Annotated in this window: 14 protein-coding genes; 5 read left to right on the plus strand and 9 right to left on the minus strand. The window is 37.5% G+C overall.

The annotated features are described in order from the left end of the window. Positions 1-396: 396 nt before the first annotated feature. A complete protein-coding gene (locus COMX_RS10030; protein WP_051462113.1) occupies positions 397-1,785 on the minus strand; it encodes a sugar porter family MFS transporter in 1,389 nt (462 codons plus the stop codon). 538 nt (positions 1,786-2,323) lie between these two features. On the opposite strand from COMX_RS10030, the gene phrB reads away from it, so the two are divergent. After that, a complete protein-coding gene (gene phrB / locus COMX_RS10035) occupies positions 2,324-3,745 on the plus strand; it encodes a deoxyribodipyrimidine photo-lyase (RefSeq protein ID WP_034340925.1) in 1,422 nt (473 codons plus the stop codon). 34 nt (positions 3,746-3,779) lie between these two features. Here the strand turns inward: phrB and COMX_RS10040 are convergent, their stop codons facing one another. Together COMX_RS10040 and clpB are read right to left on the minus strand one after the other, a co-directional pair. Further along, positions 3,780-6,107 (minus strand): Hint domain-containing protein, encoded by a 2,328-nt coding sequence (locus tag COMX_RS10040; protein ID WP_051462114.1) that lies wholly within the window; start codon positions 6,105-6,107, stop codon positions 3,780-3,782. A gap of 213 nt (positions 6,108-6,320) precedes the next feature. Next, the gene (clpB, locus tag COMX_RS10045) at positions 6,321-8,927 is read right to left on the minus strand and encodes an ATP-dependent chaperone ClpB (RefSeq protein ID WP_034340928.1); all 2,607 of its coding nucleotides are present in this window, start codon (positions 8,925-8,927) and stop codon (positions 6,321-6,323) included. 474 nt (positions 8,928-9,401) lie between these two features. Between clpB and COMX_RS10050 the strand changes: the two genes are divergently transcribed. The 4 genes from COMX_RS10050 to COMX_RS10070 all read left to right on the plus strand — a co-directional run bounded on the left by COMX_RS10050 (position 9,402) and on the right by COMX_RS10070 (position 13,099). Continuing rightward, positions 9,402-9,650 (plus strand): FeoA family protein, encoded by a 249-nt coding sequence (locus COMX_RS10050; RefSeq protein WP_034340931.1) that lies wholly within the window; start codon positions 9,402-9,404, stop codon positions 9,648-9,650. A 4-nt stretch (positions 9,651-9,654) separates the two neighbouring features. Then, positions 9,655-11,505 (plus strand): ferrous iron transporter B, encoded by a 1,851-nt coding sequence (gene feoB, locus COMX_RS10055; protein WP_034340934.1) that lies wholly within the window; start codon positions 9,655-9,657, stop codon positions 11,503-11,505. Positions 11,506-11,515: 10 nt separating this feature from the next. Continuing rightward, on the plus strand, positions 11,516-11,734 hold the full coding sequence (locus COMX_RS10060) for a hypothetical protein (RefSeq protein ID WP_034340937.1): 219 nt from the start codon (positions 11,516-11,518) through the stop codon (positions 11,732-11,734). 777 nt (positions 11,735-12,511) lie between these two features. After that, a complete protein-coding gene (locus tag COMX_RS10070; protein ID WP_051462116.1) occupies positions 12,512-13,099 on the plus strand; it encodes a tetratricopeptide repeat protein in 588 nt (195 codons plus the stop codon). A 66-nt stretch (positions 13,100-13,165) separates the two neighbouring features. On the opposite strand, the gene ahcY is transcribed toward COMX_RS10070, so the two are convergent. The 6 genes from ahcY to COMX_RS10100 form a co-directional block, all read right to left on the minus strand. Next, entirely contained in the window at positions 13,166-14,464 is a 1,299-nt protein-coding gene (ahcY, locus tag COMX_RS10075; protein WP_034340939.1) for an adenosylhomocysteinase, read from the minus strand. A 117-nt stretch (positions 14,465-14,581) separates the two neighbouring features. Next, the gene (locus COMX_RS10795; protein WP_051462117.1) at positions 14,582-15,142 is read right to left on the minus strand and encodes a tetratricopeptide repeat protein; all 561 of its coding nucleotides are present in this window, start codon (positions 15,140-15,142) and stop codon (positions 14,582-14,584) included. 48 nt (positions 15,143-15,190) lie between these two features. After that, a complete protein-coding gene (locus COMX_RS10085; RefSeq protein ID WP_051462118.1) occupies positions 15,191-15,877 on the minus strand; it encodes a tetratricopeptide repeat protein in 687 nt (228 codons plus the stop codon). Positions 15,878-15,959: 82 nt separating this feature from the next. Beyond that, the gene (gene radA / locus COMX_RS10090; RefSeq protein WP_034340941.1) at positions 15,960-17,357 is read right to left on the minus strand and encodes a DNA repair protein RadA; all 1,398 of its coding nucleotides are present in this window, start codon (positions 17,355-17,357) and stop codon (positions 15,960-15,962) included. A 9-nt stretch (positions 17,358-17,366) separates the two neighbouring features. Beyond that, positions 17,367-18,164 (minus strand): ABC transporter ATP-binding protein, encoded by a 798-nt coding sequence (locus COMX_RS10095; protein WP_034340943.1) that lies wholly within the window; start codon positions 18,162-18,164, stop codon positions 17,367-17,369. After that, the gene (locus tag COMX_RS10100) at positions 18,161-18,907 is read right to left on the minus strand and encodes an MlaE family ABC transporter permease (protein WP_152534214.1); all 747 of its coding nucleotides are present in this window, start codon (positions 18,905-18,907) and stop codon (positions 18,161-18,163) included. Before COMX_RS10100 ends, COMX_RS10095 begins: the two co-directional genes overlap by 4 nt. Between the last annotated feature and the right edge of the window lie 17 nt (positions 18,908-18,924).

The raw sequence follows: 18,924 nt of genomic DNA on the forward strand, positions 1-18,924 counted from the left end.
ATTGTTAAACCAAAATTATCAGAATCACAAAAAAATAGAATCATTAAACTCCTTTAATAAATACCTTCGTAATCTTTAAAGAATAAATATGCATTTGCGTCGAACTTGCTGAATTAATATGTAATGAACAAATCAAACGCCCCTTTTAAGTAAGACATATAAATTCATTTTAAATAAAATATTCAATACACATACCCAGAGCTTACATTATTAAATGCTGCAATGTTATGAAGCCAAACGCTTCTAAAATAGTCACACTCAGGGGAAATTAGTAAAATTCGCTATATAATAATACAATAACAAATTTTCGCTACACTAAACTCTAAGATGTAAATGAATAGAATAATAATTGTATTTAGCAAGTTTAACCATTATTCTATTCTAACTTTACTCTTCTTATTTTTGTTGAAATGGGTAGAATCTATTAGCTCTGAGATCTCCCTCAATTTCTTCTAGAGACTTACCTTTGGTTTCTGGAACCAAGTAGTAGATGAAGACAACAGCTGCAATCGAAATCAATGCATATAGCCAGAATGTATAAGTGGCTCCTAGGGCAGTTACTAAACTTAATGTTGTCAAGGTTACAATCAAATCAAAAAACCAATGACTAAATGATCCTAAAGATGCCCCTTTACCCCGAACGAACAAAGGATAAACTTCGGCATTAATAAGCCAAATACAAACACCAAAACCACCACAGTTCAACATTAGATAAGCAGCAAGGCAAATAACAACCATGGTTCTACTGACATCTGTTTGAGGACCGGCACCCATAAACAGGTAACCCATCAGAATTAATGCCACAATAGAACCAGGGATTGTCCAGAGCAAATAACGACGACGACCTATTTTATCAACCAGGATACTACCTATCATAGTCATAATAACAACCAGTATTGTACTACAACCTGTACCTAAAATAGCTGTTTTTTCACTAAATCCTGCTGAAGTTAAAATAGTAGGTGCATAATAGATCAAGGCGTTATTTCCTGTAATCTGTGAGAACATCGCAATTGATGCTCCAACAATCACAGCAGGTCTAATCCAAGGTTGGGCAAGATCTTTCCAGGTTCCTTGAGGCTGATTAGATACGGTATGGATTTCATCCATTTCTGCATGAACCACCTCTTTACTTGAACGCAAACGGTTTAAGATTGTAATTGCTTCTTGATCTCTGTGCTTCATCACCAACCAACGAGGGCTTTCTGGTAAAAAAAACATGCCAGCCAATAAAATAGCCGCGGGAACAACACCAAGACCAAACATCCAACGCCAATGATCGCCCAACACAAAGCCACTGAAATAAGCAACCGTAATCCCAAACACGACCATAAATTGGAATAAAACTACCATCTTACCCCGATGTTCAGGAGGAGCAACCTCTGCAATATAAACAGGAATAATTTGAGTTGAGCTTCCTGCTGACAATCCAAGAACAAAACGAGATAAAATCAAAAACTCTATATTATGTGCAAATGCAGAAGCTAATGAGCCCAAGGCAAATACAATACCTACAGCAACAACCATAATTCGGCGGCCAAATTTATCAGATAAAGGTCCTGTTCCCAAGCAACCAAATAAAGCACCAAAAATAATGCCCCCGGTAACCAATTGCTTAGTAATATCATCCATAGCAAATTGTTTACCTAAACCTAAAAGGGCAACACCGATTACCCCAGTATCATAACCAAATAGCAGGCCGCCCAAAGCAGCAATTACAGCAATGACAATAACCACACCGTTATTGTGTGGCGCATGTGTATCATGATGAGCTCGTGTTGTCATGAATGCGTTCCTATGAAATATATTGATATATTCTAGATTGTAATATGCTGATAAAATAGAACGCGCATATTTTAATGGTTTTATTTTATCTTAATCTATACTTTCACAATATATTTACTTTGTTAAATTATCAAAATAAATTTATTAAAAATGTGCTTATTAAGATGCTTACTTCAAAATAGTATTAGTCTCTTATCCAAACACAATATAAAATAATATTTTTCTTCATTCGATCTTGTTAAATTCGTATAAAATTTGTTGATATATATCCTGACTTTTAAAGAATATTTATAAGCAAATAAATAATACGTTTCGAATATACTAAAATTTATTTATTTGTGAAAATCAAAAAAGCTAAGCTGTCTAATTCCTAAAGTTTAAAATATTCTTTATTGCAAAAATGATACTTAATTTTACTCTACAAATTTTTAATATTGCTGCATAATCTATTTAATAAAAGCATAGCTTCTTGAAACTTAATTATGGCAGATTCATAAGAATATTAAAATGCACTGCCTAATATTAATAAGGCACTTTCATGACAACAAATTTAATCTGGTTCAGAAATGATCTACGTGTTACAGACAACCCTGCATTAACCAACGCTTGTAAAGATCAAAATGCAACAGTAATTGCGCTTTATATAGCGACCCCTGAGCAGTGGAAAATGCATCATATGTCTGCAAGGCAAGCATACTTTATTCATGTTCGACTAACAGAATTACAAAAAGAGCTGGCTGAACTGAATATTCAGTTACTTTATCAAAGTTGCAATAATTTTACGGATAGTATCGACGTTATTGATAATATTTGCCAAGAATATCAAATAAATCAGCTTTTTTACAATCGTCAATATGAATTTAATGAACATAAGCGCGATTGCTTAATAAAGAAAAAATTAAAAAAATCTGTCAAATGCATTGAGTTAGATGGAAATCTCTTTACTATCCCATTGACTATTCGCAATGGTAAAGGAGAGATGTATAAAGTCTTTACTCCTTTTCGAAATACATTCTTAGATCAATTTATACAAACCGATTATCATTTATATGAACAACCTGAACCAAGAGAAAACCAAAAGATCAAAAGTAAAAAAATTCCAGCTTTTGATTATCCTACAGAGAAGTTTGAATTCTTTTCTCCCATTACCAAAAAAGCGTTACAAAGATTAGAAGAGTTTTGTGCTGAAAAAGTTGAAGGCTATACTGAGAAGAGAGATATTCCCAGCCTTGATTATACCAGTCAACTTTCTGCTTATTTAGCATTAGGAGTTTTATCAGTCAGGCAATGTTTACACCATTTAACTCAGGAATATCCACGGTTTTGGGAAAATCAAAAAAGTGGTGCTTTTTCCTGGTTTAACGAACTGATTTGGCGTGAATTTTACCAACATTTAATGGTTGCTCATCCCCGCTTGTGCAAACATAAACCTTTCATTGAATGGACAGACAACATCCAATGGAAAAATAATAAAGATCATTTTGAACAATGGAAAGCAGGCAATACAGGCTATCCTATTATTGATGCAGCCATGCGTCAACTCAATCAAACAGGGTGGATGCACAATCGTTTACGTATGATTACCGCCAGTTTCCTAGTCAAAGATCTATTGATTGATTGGCGTTGGGGAGAACAATATTTTATGTCTCAATTAACCGATGGTGATCTGGCAGCGAATAATGGTGGATGGCAATGGGCAGCCTCTACAGGAACAGATTCCACGCCTTATTTCCGTATTTTTAATCCAACAACACAAGGACAACGTTTTGATCCAGAGGGTATTTTTATAAAACAATGGCTACCAGAATTAAAACAAGTTCCAACAAAACTAATTCATACCCCTCATCAATGGGCAGAAAAAGTTGGAAAGCCTTTAAACTATCCCAATCCGATTATCATTCATGACATAGCAAGAAAAGTAACGTTAGAAGCTTTTGAAAAGGCTAAGAAGACGGATTGATTATCGATAATCAATCCGAAACCTAATAATATTACTAAACAGCTATACGCTTTTCATCGTGCATTTCTTCCTTAATAATATAAGGACCTGCTTTGATAATTTGAATGGATATTTCAAATGAATGATCCATATTATACACATCCAATGGCAAAAAAGCACAACCTTGTGTCCAACGATACAAAGATTGCTCTTTTACAGACCATCCTTGCAAATCTTCTTGTTGTAAATATTTTGTAATTGGATAAGCACCATGTTCATTTAATACACTAACCTGCCCAACCAATATACCAAAAGAATGGCGATTATTCTCAAACGGACCAATCACATCACAAGGGCGACTTTTCCTGGAAACAAGATAAATATTTTGGGTATTCGCTGGTAAAGTAAAGATCACTCGGTCATCCTCTACTCGGCTTTGATAAATTTCTTCACCTTCTTCGGTTAACAAATACAAAGCCGGATCGTTTGAGAACGTAAAATGACGCTCATTTCGAAGTAATAATTTTTGTTTAACTGCACGTTTGTCTAAATCGTTAAAAACCGCTTCTACAACAGAACGTTCAACCATCAAAGGTACCGCTGCATCCTGTTCCCACGTCTTCACTTTAGGATCCAAAACAACAACTTTTTGATCCCTATTAAATCCATAACGATTGCCCGTATTTAAATAGCTTTCTGTTAACATACCATCCGCCCAAATCACAGAATGGTCTTCGGTTTCAATATGATAATAATCATAAGATGTCATAGAATAATCATAATAAATAGAACGACCATTCACCAACATACGTGCTGGAATAAAATGCCCATCAATAAATAAACAATGTTCTGCCGTAATCAATAAATCCTTGTTTGGAACGCCTTTTTTAAAAGCATCTTTTACAATACGAACAGGATAGCCAGCTAAATCATCAGTTAATTTAGGATTTACACGAGCTGTTTGATGGCCAACCCATACCACTTTCTTTTTAACTTTTGTTTTTGTCTGAGGATCATAAGTTAAAACCATATCCCCCACCTGAATATCCTCAACCGCACAATCCCCTTTACCCATCTTAATCATCGTGCCTGTCAAAAAACAAACAATCATGGTTAAATCACCATTCGCATCACTGCCTAAACTATAACCCGTTTGTTTAATGCCAATCATGTTTAACGTAACAGAAGTGCCATTCAGTAATTGCAAAATAATATGATCATCATCGGGATAACTTACAGAAGAAACAATCCCAGCCTTCAATCCATCAATCGTTACTTTATCAGATGAATCCGCAGCCGAACCAGAAAAACCACTAATAACCGTCGTAACACTCGTATTCGTACCAAGCGCATCCCTATTTTTGGCATAACCAGATATAATTAATCCACTATTATTATCACCAATTAAATCAACCGACCCACCATTCGATAAACCAATCGTCATACTGCCACCAGCATCTAGCGCAACCACACCTTCTATTTTTGCAGCATTTCCAACTGATAAGTAACCATCAGAAGCAATTTGAATATTCCCCTTAGCAGTGCCATTTAACTCTAAATATCCAAAAAAACCAACAGTCACATTACTAATTGTTCCACCAAATTCAACAAAAGAAGATGTATGATTATCTAACTTAGTATCATTAGCTATACCCCCTGAATATACATATTGTCGTCCATTAGTTGAAATTTGTGTAGAGTTAACAACACCACCGTTATAAACATATTGTACAGCAGGGTAACTAAGCACTTTTCCTAAAACTCCTACCAAACTCACATTGTTTGCAACCCCACCAGAGGAAACATATTGTTCACCTCCAAAAATTGTACCATTTGTAACCGTTCCGCCATCTAAGACATATTGTTTTACCTCAGCAACATCTATTTTAAGTTTTTGAGAAGCTTCATCCAACGAACCTGCTAAACCCGCAGTAATATTAAAATCACTTACTACCCCTCCTCCAGAAACATATTGCAACAAAGTATTCTCTGCATATGAAACAATACTGTTACCTATAACAGTCGAATTAGGCTTCATTTGTTGTATAGCTAGCCATGCAGTCGCGCCTGTCACCGTTCCCCCAATAACATATTGCGCACCATTGGATATGGTTGTATTTGTATCAATCCCACCAGAGTAAACATACTCAGTTGCCCCCCCATCAATAGTTGTCTCGTTTGCACTACCTCCTGATGAAACAATGAGTTGCCCAGAGCTCAGTTTAAGTCCACTCACAGCTTGCCCAGCAGACACTATCACTGTTGGGTTAATTTGCTCAGCAACAGGGGATATCTTACCTGCACCTTTAACAATTATATTTGAACTCGTGTCACCACTGATCACTGAACTATCTACACTATTTTGGCTAATTACTTTACTCATTGCTCTCATTCTCCATCGTCATGCGGTTTGCGCAAATTTATATTTTTTTGGTTTAAAAGTTATTCTCATAATTATAATATGATTTATTCGTTACTATACTACTATAATTTCTTAAAATATAGATTTAATCAATTCAAATTAAAAAAGGTAAGCATAATATAAATGCCTACCTTTTCTTCAACTTATTATACAGATTATATCAGTCAAAAATCATTATCCCAGATCAGAACTCTGCTGACCTTTGATAACCAACCCTTTCTCATTAGCACTGACAGGAATATCCTCACCATCGTAAACATCGCCTTGCAAAACCAATTCCGCCAATTGGTTTTGCAAATTACGCTGAATAACCCGTTTTAATGGGCGAGCACCATAAACAGGATCATACCCAGCCTCTTCCAACCAATGATGTGCCTTTTCATCAAGGTTCAATTTGATTTTACGATCAGCCAACAGGGTTTGCAGACGACCCAATTGAATATCAACAATCTTTGCCATATCTGCTTTTTGTAAGCGACTAAATAGGATAATTTCATCTAATCGGTTTAAAAACTCTGGTCGGAAATGCGCACGGACAACTTTCATAACGTCAGCCTCAACCATATCGGTTGTTTCACCATCAGGCTGATTGGCCAACACATCAGAACCAAGATTACTGGTTAAAATAATCATTGTATTTCTAAAGTCGACTGTACGTCCTTGACCATCAGTTAAACGACCATCATCAAGCACTTGTAATAAAATATTAAAGACATCTTCATGTGCTTTTTCAACTTCATCAAACAAAATAACTTGATAAGGACGACGTCTTACGGCTTCAGTTAAAACACCGCCCTCTTCATACCCAACATAACCAGGAGGTGCACCGATTAAACGAGATACAGCATGTTTTTCCATGAACTCACTCATATCCACACGCAACAATGCTTTTTCATCATCAAACAAGAAATCAGCCAATGCTTTGGTCAACTCAGTCTTACCAACCCCAGTTGGGCCCAAGAATAAGAATGAGCCAATTGGACGATTAGGATCTTGTAATCCTGCACGGGCACGACGAACTGCATTTGATACTGCTTTTAATGCAGCTTCTTGTCCAATAACACGTTCACGAAGCTCATCTTCCATACGAAGTAGTTTTGTACGCTCGCCCTCCAGCATTTTATCCACTGGAATACCTGTCCAACGAGAGACAACCCCAGCAATTTCATGATCTGTAACGGCTTGAGATACCAACTGTCCAGCCTCTGGATGCTCATTATTTTTGCTTTGTGTATCCTCAATTTGTTTTTGCAAATCGGGAATAGTGCCATACATAAGTTGAGACGCTTTGGCCAAATTACCTTGACGTTGTGCAACTTCAACTTCAGAACGTGCTTGATCTAACTGTTCTTGTAGTTTTTGCACAGCATTGACTTGTTCTTTCTCTGCATGCCAAGCGGCTGTCATCGCATCAGATTTTTCTTCTAATGCTGCGATTTCACTTTCCAACGTAGCCAACCGTTCTTTACTGGCAGAATCTTCCTCGCGTTTTAATGCTTCACGTTCAATTTTTAATTGAATTAAGCGACGATCTAACTCATCCAAAGCCTCTGGTTTGCTGTCAATTTGCATACGCAAACGGCTGGCCGCTTCATCAACCAAATCAATGGCTTTATCAGGTAAAAAACGATCGGTAATATAACGATTAGATAAGGTCGCAGCTGCAACCAAGGCACTGTCGGCAATACGAACCCCATGATGTAATTCATATTTTTCTGCGATACCACGAAGAATAGAAATCGTATCGGAAACAGAAGGCTCACCAACAAACACGGGTTGAAAACGACGAGCTAATGCAGCATCTTTTTCGATGTATTTGCGATATTCATCCAACGTTGTCGCACCAATACAATGCAAAGTGCCTCGTGCTAATTCTGGTTTAATGAGATTAGAAGCATCCATTGCGCCATCAGAGCGACCAGCACCAACAATCGTATGCATTTCATCAATGAATAAAATAATTTTTCCTGCTGCTGTTTCGACTTCTTTAATAACCGCTTTTAGACGCTCTTCGAATTCACCTCTAAATTTAGCACCAGCAACCAAAGCACCCAGATCCAAAGCCAAAAGCTGTTTATTTTTTAACGCTTCTGGAACATCTCCATTCACAATCCGCAGTGCTAATCCTTCAACAATGGCGGTCTTACCAACGCCAGGTTCACCAATAAGCACAGGGTTATTTTTGGTACGACGTGCAAGGACTTGAACTGCACGGCGAATTTCCTCATCACGTCCAATGACTGGATCCAACTTACCTTGACGGGCAATTTCGGTCATATCACGTGCATATTTTTTTAACGCGTCAAATGAAGCCTCTGCATTCGCAGTGTCGACTTTTCTGCCTTTACGAATTGCATCAATCGCATGCGATAAATTTTGTGCAGATACACCATTTTTCTGCATTGCATATCCAGCAGGGGTATCAGACGCTGCAATCGCTAGTAACAAACGATCTTGAGCAACGTAAGTATCCCCTGCTTTGGTTGCTTCTTGCTCTGCATTATCCAATACGCGAATAAGTTCTGGTGTAGCTTGCGGTTGTCCTGCACCGCCCCCTTGTACTTTTGGTATTGATGCTAATACATGCTCAACTGCACCTTGAATGATTTTAGGATCCCCACCGGCAGCACGAATTAATGATGCCGCAGCACCCTCTTCATCATCCAATAATGCTTTTAAAAGATGTTGAGGGGTTAATTGCTGATGAAACTCGCGAATTGCAATAGTTTGTGCAGCTTGCAGAAAACCTTGTGAGCGTTCAGTAAATTTTTCAATATTCATATTGTTGTCCCTTAATTTTTAGGCGACAAGCCTATTTTTCAATAACGTCCCAATATTAGGCAACGTTCATTATGATTATATCTTGATTAAATTTGAATATAATTAAAGAAAATAACAAGAGTGTTATGAAGCATCAAAATCTATTTTGACCTCCTCTATATTATTCTAAGAACAAAGAAACCTTTCATTTCTTTATCTATGTTTACTATACATCATTACTCGTTACAAAAGAAGAGAAATATTTAAAAAATAAGAATTTTTTATAAACCTTTCTACCGCATAATTTAAGCAATATTTTATGAATAACGTTTATCTTTATCCCCCTAAAACCCATAAAATTCAGTCTATTTTCATGATTATTTTATTCTATATCGAAACTTTTTGAGTTATCTGAAGCAAAGCTGGTGACAGCCACAAAAAAATCTGGCATGTTTAAGAACGCAAATCATTCTTAATATACGGGCCATATTTATAATGAGCACATTTGATTTAAGCACTTCACCACCTGGAAAAATTTGTATTATTGACCATGTAAAAGATCTGCTTTCTCCTGATACTATTTCTAATCGTTTACGTGACCTGGGCTTTGTTCCGGGTGAAAGCGTAAAAATTATTGCCTTTGGGCCTTTTGGTGCAAACCCAATTGCGGTTCAGATTGGCTCCACTCGATTTGCCTTGCGCCGCAATGAAGCCGCAAGAGTTATCATACGCGCTGATAAATAAAATTATGACAGAATTAAACAATAAAATTTATTCAAGAATTGCTTTGGTTGGTAACCCAAACTGTGGGAAAACTGCTTTATTCAACCAACTGACAGGCAGCCGCCAAAAGGTGGCAAACTATGCAGGTGTGACCGTCGAACGTAAAGAGGGGCGTCTTACCACACCACAAGGGCGTCCAATAACCATTATTGATCTTCCTGGAGCTTATAGTTTAAATGCTGCCAGTCCCGATGAAGAAGTTACCCGCGATATGTGTATGGGGAAATATCGTAACGAAGCAGCACCTGATGCATTAATTTGCGTGATTGATGCCACCAACTTGCGACTCCATTTGCGATTTGTTCTGGAAATATGCCGCTTAAAACGCCCAATGATTATCGCTATGAATATGAGCGATATCGCCAAACGCCGCGGTATCGAAATTGATATTCCAAAGTTGGAATCTATTTTAGGGGTAACCATTATCCCTACCATAGCAACCAAAAAGGGAGGTGCCAAAAATTTATTAGAGGCTATTCATCATTCGTTTAAAGTCCCGACAATTGAGCTGACCAATGAAACCGATTTACATGTCGAAGTCAGAAAGCTGTTACTTGAATGTGTTGAAAATACCTCTCCGACTTCTCTGGAGTTTGATGAAAAAGTAGATCGTTGGGTTTTACATCCTATTGTTGGGCCAATTTTATTATTGGTTCTACTGTTTATTATGTTCCAAGCGGTATTTTCTTGGGCGCAACCATTCATGGATGCTATTCAAGATTTCACCACATGGCTGGGCACACAACTATCCTATTTATTACCTGATGGCATGTTACGAGGGCTATTGGTCGATGGTATTTGTGCGGGTGTTGGTACAACCTTTGCCTTCCTTCCACAAATCCTAATCTTGTTCTTGTGGATTTTATGTCTAGAAGAATCAGGATATTTACCCAGAGCTGCATTCTTACTTGATCGTATTATGGCCTCTGTAGGATTAAACGGACGTTCTTTTATTCCGCTTTTATCCAGCTTTGCTTGTGCTATTCCAGGTATTATGGCAACACGGACAATCCCCAGCGCCAAAGATCGTTTGGTTACAATTTTAATTGCACCTTTGATGACGTGTTCTGCACGTTTGCCTGTTTATGCTTTATTAATTGCAGCCTTTGTACCTAAAAAAACAATTTGGTATTTGTTTAACCTACAAGGGATTGTTTTACTTGGATTATATTTAGCTGGTATTGTCGCGGCTTTTCTTGTTGCTTTTGTTCTTAAAAAAGGCAAAAGCAGCTACGAAAACAGCTTAATCTTAGAACTTCCCTCTTATCGTTTTCCAAGTTTGCGTGATATTACCTTCGGCTTGTGGCAAAGAATAGTTATCTTTGTCTCTCGCGTAGGGAATATCATTTTAACTGTCAGTATTTTACTTTGGGCACTTTCCAGTTTCCCTAGCGCACCAGCAGGTGCCACAGGCCCAGCAATTGATTATAGTTATGCTGGTATGATCGGACATTGGATTCAACCTTTATTTGCCCCAATTGGATTTAACTGGGAAATCTGTGTGGCTTTGATCCTTGGACTGGCAGCACGTGAGGTAGCTATTACCTCTTTAGCGACAGTTTATGCTGTAGGTGCCGTAGATACTGATGCTCCAACACAATTAATACACTTTTTGTCTACACAATGGAGCATTCCAACAGGGCTTGCGCTCTTGGCATGGTATGTTTTTGCTCCACAATGCTTTTCAACACTCGCAGTGATTAAAAAAGAAACAGGGTCTTGGAAAATTGTTATAGGAACGCTCGCTTATCTCTTTTTCCTATCCTATCTCTGTTCTTTCGTTACATGGCATGTTGCCTCATTATTCTTTAAGTAGGAGGATACAAATGCAAACGATTATTGTCTTTATTATTATAGGACTATGTATTCTATTCGTGCTCAATAAAATACTTCCAATTATTGGAAAAACCATCTGGCGTGGTATCGCTGGTCTCTTAAGGTTAACTCATGCGCCTATACCTGCTTATCAATGGGCGCTTAAACATAGTGTTCCCACAAATAAAGGTGAATGCAGCCATTGTGATAAATGCAGTAAGTGCCATTAGATTTGTTTCAACAATTACATAATGCATAACTTACTTATCCAACAATTAAAACAAAATCTTCCTGTGGAAATTCAAATTCCACAGGAAATAAACAGGAAATAAAAATGTTATATCAATGGATAGAACAAAATAACCTATTCATTGATAAATAATACTCATCGAATAGGCTTTTTATACCCACGAAACCAATTAAAAGGTAACTGGACTGGTAATAAGCGCGATGGTGGCACCAACATTGAATTTTGTGCCAGTCTTAATATAGCTACTTCTTATTGGTTTGAATATGGAGATTCAACTGATAAAAAAGATCAAGAAAAATTAAAAGAAATACAACAGCGATTATATGTATATTCGCTCAAACAGGTGCTAAGGGTTCACAATGTACCTTTTGGCTAAATGATAATAAAGAATCAAAGATTGTCCATTTAGGGTCTGTACTTTGTTGCATTTTAGCAGAAAACGCATTAGATTTTTTAAGACTCATTGCGATTGGTTACGATGAAATTTGCTGGGATGAAGAATTTTCGTATGAACCCAATACCTATAAACCTAAGTTTTTTGCAAATCCCAATACCACATTCTAAAATTGGGTAAAAACTACTTTTAACGTTGATATTCCTGAGATGGCTTTGAAAATCGTAAAGAATCTTACTCAAAAGGGCCAGCACAACTCGCAAGATGAATTTTATAATTGGTGCAATAGTTATTGCCATTGGATCTAAAATCTTATTTCATTCTATATAGATTAAATTTTCAATAATTAAGAAAAAAATACTCATGAAAAAACTTCAATATGTCTTGCTGATACTATTTTCTACTTTATGTTTTAGCAGCCAGACTTTTGCCATCTCAAGAACAGAACAAATTTTACAAAAAGCCAACCAAGGGGATGCAAAAGCTCAATTTATGGTTGCTGATTTATATTATACAGGAAAACTTGGCCCTAAAAACGATAAAAAAGCCATAGAATATTATCAAAAAGCTGCAAACCAAGGTTATGCCGAGGCAGAATACGCACTAGGAGATATGTATTATCGCGGATATGGTGTTCCCAAAAATGATACCAAGGCGGCATTATGGTTTGAAAAAGCAGCAAATCATAATTACGCTTATGCCTATATTTCCATAGGATATCTCTATAATCAAGGTGAAGGCGTTCCTCAAAACACACAAACTGCGATTAAATGGTTTGAAAAAGGCTCTGATGCTGGGGATACAGGTGCTCAAATGGCATTAGCCTCGATTTACTTACAAGGTAAAGATGTTCTTAAAGATGTTGAACGATCTAAATCTTATTTACAAAAAGCCTGCACAAATAAATTACAACAAGCTTGTGATATACTAAAAACAATAGATACAAAATAACATCACAAAAAAGCGCACCATGTTTGATAGTGCGCTTTGATACATTCTATTAATTTAAAATTTTAATTAGTAACGATACATTTCTGGTTTAAAAGGACCTTTTTGTTCGACACCAATATAGTCAGCTTGCTCTTTGTTTAATTGAGACAGTTTGGCACCGACTTTATCTAGATGTAATGCAGCCACTTTTTCATCTAGGAATTTAGGTAAAGTATATACTTTTGGTTCATACTTACCAGCAGGAGCATTCCAAAGTTCGATTTGCGCCAAAGTTTGGTTGGTGAAAGAAGCAGACATCACAAAAGATGGGTGTCCTGTTGCATTCCCAAGATTGACCAAGCGACCTTCTGATAACAAAATAATACGGTTGCCATCTGGGAATATGACTTCATCTACTTGAGGTTTAATATTATCCCATTTGAAATTACGTAATTTACCAACTTGGATTTCAGAATCAAAATGACCAATGTTACATACGATCGCACGATTTTTCATTGCACGCATATGGTCCAAGGTAATGATATCAATGTTACCTGTGCATGTTACAAAGATATCACCACGAGGCGCAGCATCTTCCATCGTAACGACTTCATAGCCTTCCATTGCTGCTTGTAATGCACAGATTGGATCAACTTCGGTTACCAATACGCGACAACCTGCATTGCGAAGGCTAGCAGCAGACCCTTTACCCACGTCACCAAAACCAGCAACCACAGCCACTTTACCAGACATCATCACATCGGTTCCGCGACGGATCGCATCAACCAAACTTTCACGACATCCATAAAGATTATCAAACTTAGATTTGGTTACACTGTCATTTACGTTAAATGCAGGAACTAATAATTGGCCTTTTTTAGCCATTGCATGTAAACGATGAACGCCTGTGGTGGTTTCTTCTGAAAGACCACGAACATCTTTTAACATTTCAGGATATTTTTCATGCATCAGAATTGTTAAATCACCACCGTCATCCAAAATCATGTTTGGAACCCAACCATTTGGGCCATGAACGGTCTGTTCAATACACCACATGAATTCTTCTTCATTCATGCCTTTCCATGCAAAAACAGGCACACCAGCAGCAGCCATTGCAGCAGCAGCATGATCTTGAGTCGAAAAGATATTACAAGAAGACCAGCGAACTTCGGCACCAAGATCAATCAAAGTTTCGATCAACACTGCGGTTTGAATGGTCATATGTAAACAACCCGCAATACGCGCACCTTTAAGAATATTCTTACCTTTATATTCTTCGCGCAGAGCCATTAACCCTGGCATTTCGCCTTCGGCGATAGAGACCTCTTTACGTCCCCATTCAGCCAATGAAATATCTTTTACTTTATAATCGTGCTGTGCACTCATTGTTTTCCGTCTTTCTGATAATATTCAAATGAAATTAAGTTTATGTATTATTAAGGTATAATTAGAAATAGATCAATCTTATGAAAGACAATAAACTTACTACTTTTAGATACCATTTTATTTTTCTAAACCTTTATAATCATTATACATCAAACACTGTCCTGTTAAAGAATCTGGATGTAAAACCGCTGAACTTGAATAATTTATGTCTTCACAAGCTTTTTTAGCATATTTATCTGCTTTTGCTTTATCCTTAGGAATTCCTTTAACTCCATTTTTATACATTGATGCCAAAAAAATCTGAGCTCTTTTATCTCCTTGATGTGCTGCTTTTATTAACCACTTTTCAGCTTCAATTGCATCTACTGAGGTATAATAACCGTTTGCATACATAACACCAAGATTATACTGTGATTCAATATCGCCTTGATTGGCAGCTTTTGTATAATACTCTAACGATTTTGCTTTGTTTTCAGGGCCAAAATACCCATTTTTATATGCCATTGCGATAAATTGTTGGGCTCTTTTATCACCCTTTTCAGCTTTTTGCTTAATTATCAAAAGATCACGTTGAAATCCATCATCTGCAAAAGATTGAGGAGTGGAATATATTACACTCAATATAATAAATAAAATATACGTACAGAATTTAAACCTCACATTACAAAATTTAATCATAAACTAAACCCAATATTACACTTTAATTCATTACTTAAGAATATTACATTATTCTTGTGGCATAACAGTAATCATATACTGAATCTCTTGATATCCTTGATCAGCAACCTTACGATACCACTCTAATGCTTTTGAGGAATCCTTAGGAACGCCTTTTCCATATCTATACATACTACCAAGTAATATCTGAGCATCTTTATCATCTTGATCAGCAGCTTTCGTATACCACTCTAGCGCTTTTGCATAATCTTGAGGAATACCTTCACCATCTTCGTATATAATACCTAATAAAACTTGAGCATCTTTATTACCTTGATCAGCAGCTTTCGTATACCATTTTACAGCTTGTGTATAATCTTTAGGAACATCTTCACCTTTCGAATACAACATCCCAAGAAGCATTTGCACTTTTATATCCCCTTTTTCCGCTGCATCAATATAATCTTGAGGAAGATTTTTACCCTTAAAATATATCTTAGTAAGCCCAATATTAATACTAGTGCCAAGTTTCTTATTAGATTTTGTATACCACTCTATATATTTCGCATAATCTTGAGGAACCCCTTTGCCTTGTTTATACAAATCACCAAGAGTAGTTTGTGCTGTTGTATCTCCTTGGATTGCTTTTTGTTTTAACTCAGTAAGATTTAATTGATTTGTATCATCGGCAAACAAATTCGGCGCATAAAATATAACACAGAAGCTAACTATTAGAATATATTTAGATAATTTCACAATCATTTCTTTCTCAGCTCATAAATTAAGAGTTATTTATATAAAAAAAATATAATATTGAAATGGGTATAAATACAACTAATTACTCACCCATTGTGAATTGAGAAACCAAATCCGTAATATGCCCAATCTCGACCAAACGCAGGCCTTTTGGTGCAGATAATTTTGTATTTCCTCTAGCAACACGTTTTGGCAGGATAATTTCATCAAAGCCAAGTTTATGGGCTTCTTTAACACGCAAGTCAGCTTGAGGGACTTGCCTGACTTCGCCAGACAATCCTATTTCACCAAAGAAAACAGAACCAGGAGAGGTCGGTTGTCGTGTAAGGGCAGAGACCAACGCTGCGGCAACAGCTAAATCGGCTGCGGGTTCGCTGATCCTTAATCCGCCAGCCATATTGAGATATACGTCTACGCTATTAAACCGCAAAGCACAGCGTGTTTCTAAAATAGCCAGCAACATATTCAAACGCGTGCCATCCCATCCAATGACCGTGCGTCTTGGTGCTGAATCACCCGCTTTGGGAGCCAACAAAGCTTGTACTTCTAATAAAACAGGACGTGTGCCTTCTAATCCCGCAAAAACGGCTGAGCCTGCAATATTTCCATGACGTTCTGCAAGGAATAGAGCCGATGGGTTAGAGACTTCAACCAGCCCTTCACCTGTCATAGAAAAAACACCAATCTCATCCGTTGCACCAAAACGATTTTTAGCAGCTCGTAAGATACGGAATTGATGTCCACGATCCCCTTCAAAATAGAGAACCGCATCTACCATATGTTCTAATACTCTGGGGCCTGCTAAAGATCCTTCTTTGGTCACATGCCCTACAAATATCAAAGAAAATTCTTTTTTCTTGGCTAAACGAATAAGTTCAAAAGCGGAAGCTCTTACCTGACTGACTGTTCCAGGGGCTCCATTAATACTATCCAGCCACATCGTTTGAATTGAATCAATAATCACCAAGCTAATATTTTGCTCTGTTTCTAGAGTAGCTAAAATATCCGATACATTAATACAAGCTGCCAGTTCGATATTTTTGCGTTGTTCGCTATCTTCTAGCCCCAGACGATTAGCACGCATTCTGATCTGATTAATTGACTCTTCACCAGAAATATAAAGAACACGCCGACCTTGTTTGGATAAAGCACAGGCAGCTTGTAAAAGTAACGTAGATTTACCAATCCCGGGATCGCCACCAACCAAACCAACTGATGATTGAACCAACCCACCGCCTAAAACTCGATCAAGTTCTGCAATCCCAACCTCTTGCCGAGGTGGTGGGGCACTATCACCATCTAATCCAGCAAAAACAATCTTTTGCCCACGTTGATGATCAATAACGGATAATGGCGTTGTTTGGACTTGTTCTTCCTCAATCGTATTCCATTCACCACAAGCGTCACAACGCCCCATCCATTTTGAATAAACAGAACCACAACTTTGGCAAACAAATTGTTTAATTGGCTTTTTCGCCACTAAGAACCTCTATTTTATCTTTGTTTCAACATTAATAGGCCCTTGACGTAAACCATGCGTAAACTGATGCACATAAGGATTATTCGTCGTTAATAACTCATTGGCTTTTCCTTGCCAAATAAGTTCCCCTTTGTACAACATGGCCGCATGATCCCCTATACGCTGTGCAGATGCCATATCATGCGTGATTGCAATCGCTGTCGAGCCTAATTGATCCACGCAACTTTTTATCAGTTCATCAATAACAGCACCCATAATAGGGTCTAATCCTGTTGTTGGTTCATCGAAAAAAATAATTTCTGGTTTTGAAGCAATCGCCCTGGCCAAACCAACCCGTTTTTGCATCCCACCTGATAATTCATCAGGATATAAATATCCAACAATATCGGGGTCTAACCCAACCAACTCTAGGACGCGACAGGCTGTATCATAGGCTTCATTACGACTGACTTTTGATTTGTTCTTGCGATGACCATATAACAAAGCAAATGCTACATTCTGCCAAATAGGTAAACTGTCAAACAATGCTGCATTTTGAAACAACATTCCCATTTGTTGTAACTTTTCATTACGCTGTGCAGAGGACAAATCAAAAATATTTTGTCCATCAATCTCAATACTGCCACTATCTGGAACCATTAATCCCAAAATACACCGTAATAAAACAGATTTCCCACTACCAGACCCTCCTATAATTACAAAAGAAGTGCCTGCTTCAACATCCATACTGACATCACGCAAAACGTGATTACTGCCAAATGATTTAGATAAATTACGAATACGTATTTTGGGAACAGATTGGGTCATTTTGAAAAGAAAATATCCGTTAATAAATAATCAAAAACTAAGAGCAAAATAGATGCTGCAACCACAGCAGCCGTTGTTGACGCCCCAACACCTTGTGCACCCCCTTTGCTGCGATACCCATGATAACATCCCATTAACGCGATTAAAAAGCCAAATACGCCTGCCTTAACCAGCCCAATCGTAATATCCATTGGTTTAACAGCGTTGAAAGTTGCCATAATATATCCTTGGGGTGTGAACCCCAGCTTCATGATAGAAACAGTAAATCCACCCAAGACCCCTAAAATATCGGCAATAATCACCAAAAAAGGTAGCGCAATCGTTGCAGCTAACAAACGAGGAGCAACTAGATATTTAATTGGATTTGTTGATAATGTTCGCAAAGCATCAATCTGATTGGTAACCTGCATCGTGCCAATTTCTGCCGCCATCGCAGCACCAACACGTCCAGCCACCATCAATCCAGCCAAAACAGGCCCCAATTCACGAGTCACTGCCAGAACAACAATACTAGCAATTGCACTATCTACATGATATTGCGCCATCCCAGTATAAGATTGCAACGCAATCACCCCTCCTGAGAAAAGCGCTGTTAATGCGACAACAGGTAGTGATAAATATCCAATATTAATCATACTGCCGACAAAAATGCGCCAATAAAATGGAGGAGAAAAAATAGCTAGAACACCTTGTAACGCAAATAAGGCTAAAGCACCTGCCTCTTGGATGCCATTCAAAACCATGCGCCCCAACAAAGCAA

It is taken from the genome of Commensalibacter papalotli (ex Servin-Garciduenas et al. 2014) (genome assembly GCF_000527695.1).
GTDB lineage: Bacteria > Pseudomonadota > Alphaproteobacteria > Acetobacterales > Acetobacteraceae > Commensalibacter > Commensalibacter papalotli.

What these genes read in the sequence shown, in the direction of transcription:
- COMX_RS10030 (WP_051462113.1), bottom strand. Translation starts at nt 1,785, where the DNA reads ATGACAACACGAGCTCATCATGATACACATGCGCCACACAATAACGGT.
- phrB (WP_034340925.1), top strand. Translation starts at nt 2,324, where the DNA reads ATGACAACAAATTTAATCTGGTTCAGAAATGATCTACGTGTTACAGAC.
- COMX_RS10040 (WP_051462114.1), bottom strand. Translation starts at nt 6,107, where the DNA reads ATGAGTAAAGTAATTAGCCAAAATAGTGTAGATAGTTCAGTGATCAGT.
- clpB (WP_034340928.1), bottom strand. Translation starts at nt 8,927, where the DNA reads ATGAATATTGAAAAATTTACTGAACGCTCACAAGGTTTTCTGCAAGCT.
- COMX_RS10050 (WP_034340931.1), top strand. Translation starts at nt 9,402, where the DNA reads ATGAGCACATTTGATTTAAGCACTTCACCACCTGGAAAAATTTGTATT.
- feoB (WP_034340934.1), top strand. Translation starts at nt 9,655, where the DNA reads ATGACAGAATTAAACAATAAAATTTATTCAAGAATTGCTTTGGTTGGT.
- COMX_RS10060 (WP_034340937.1), top strand. Translation starts at nt 11,516, where the DNA reads ATGCAAACGATTATTGTCTTTATTATTATAGGACTATGTATTCTATTC.
- COMX_RS10070 (WP_051462116.1), top strand. Translation starts at nt 12,512, where the DNA reads ATGAAAAAACTTCAATATGTCTTGCTGATACTATTTTCTACTTTATGT.
- ahcY (WP_034340939.1), bottom strand. Translation starts at nt 14,464, where the DNA reads ATGAGTGCACAGCACGATTATAAAGTAAAAGATATTTCATTGGCTGAA.
- COMX_RS10795 (WP_051462117.1), bottom strand. Translation starts at nt 15,142, where the DNA reads ATGATTAAATTTTGTAATGTGAGGTTTAAATTCTGTACGTATATTTTA.
- COMX_RS10095 (WP_034340943.1), bottom strand. Translation starts at nt 18,164, where the DNA reads ATGACCCAATCTGTTCCCAAAATACGTATTCGTAATTTATCTAAATCA.
- COMX_RS10100 (WP_152534214.1), bottom strand. Translation starts at nt 18,907, where the DNA reads ATGGTTTTGAATGGCATCCAAGAGGCAGGTGCTTTAGCCTTATTTGCG.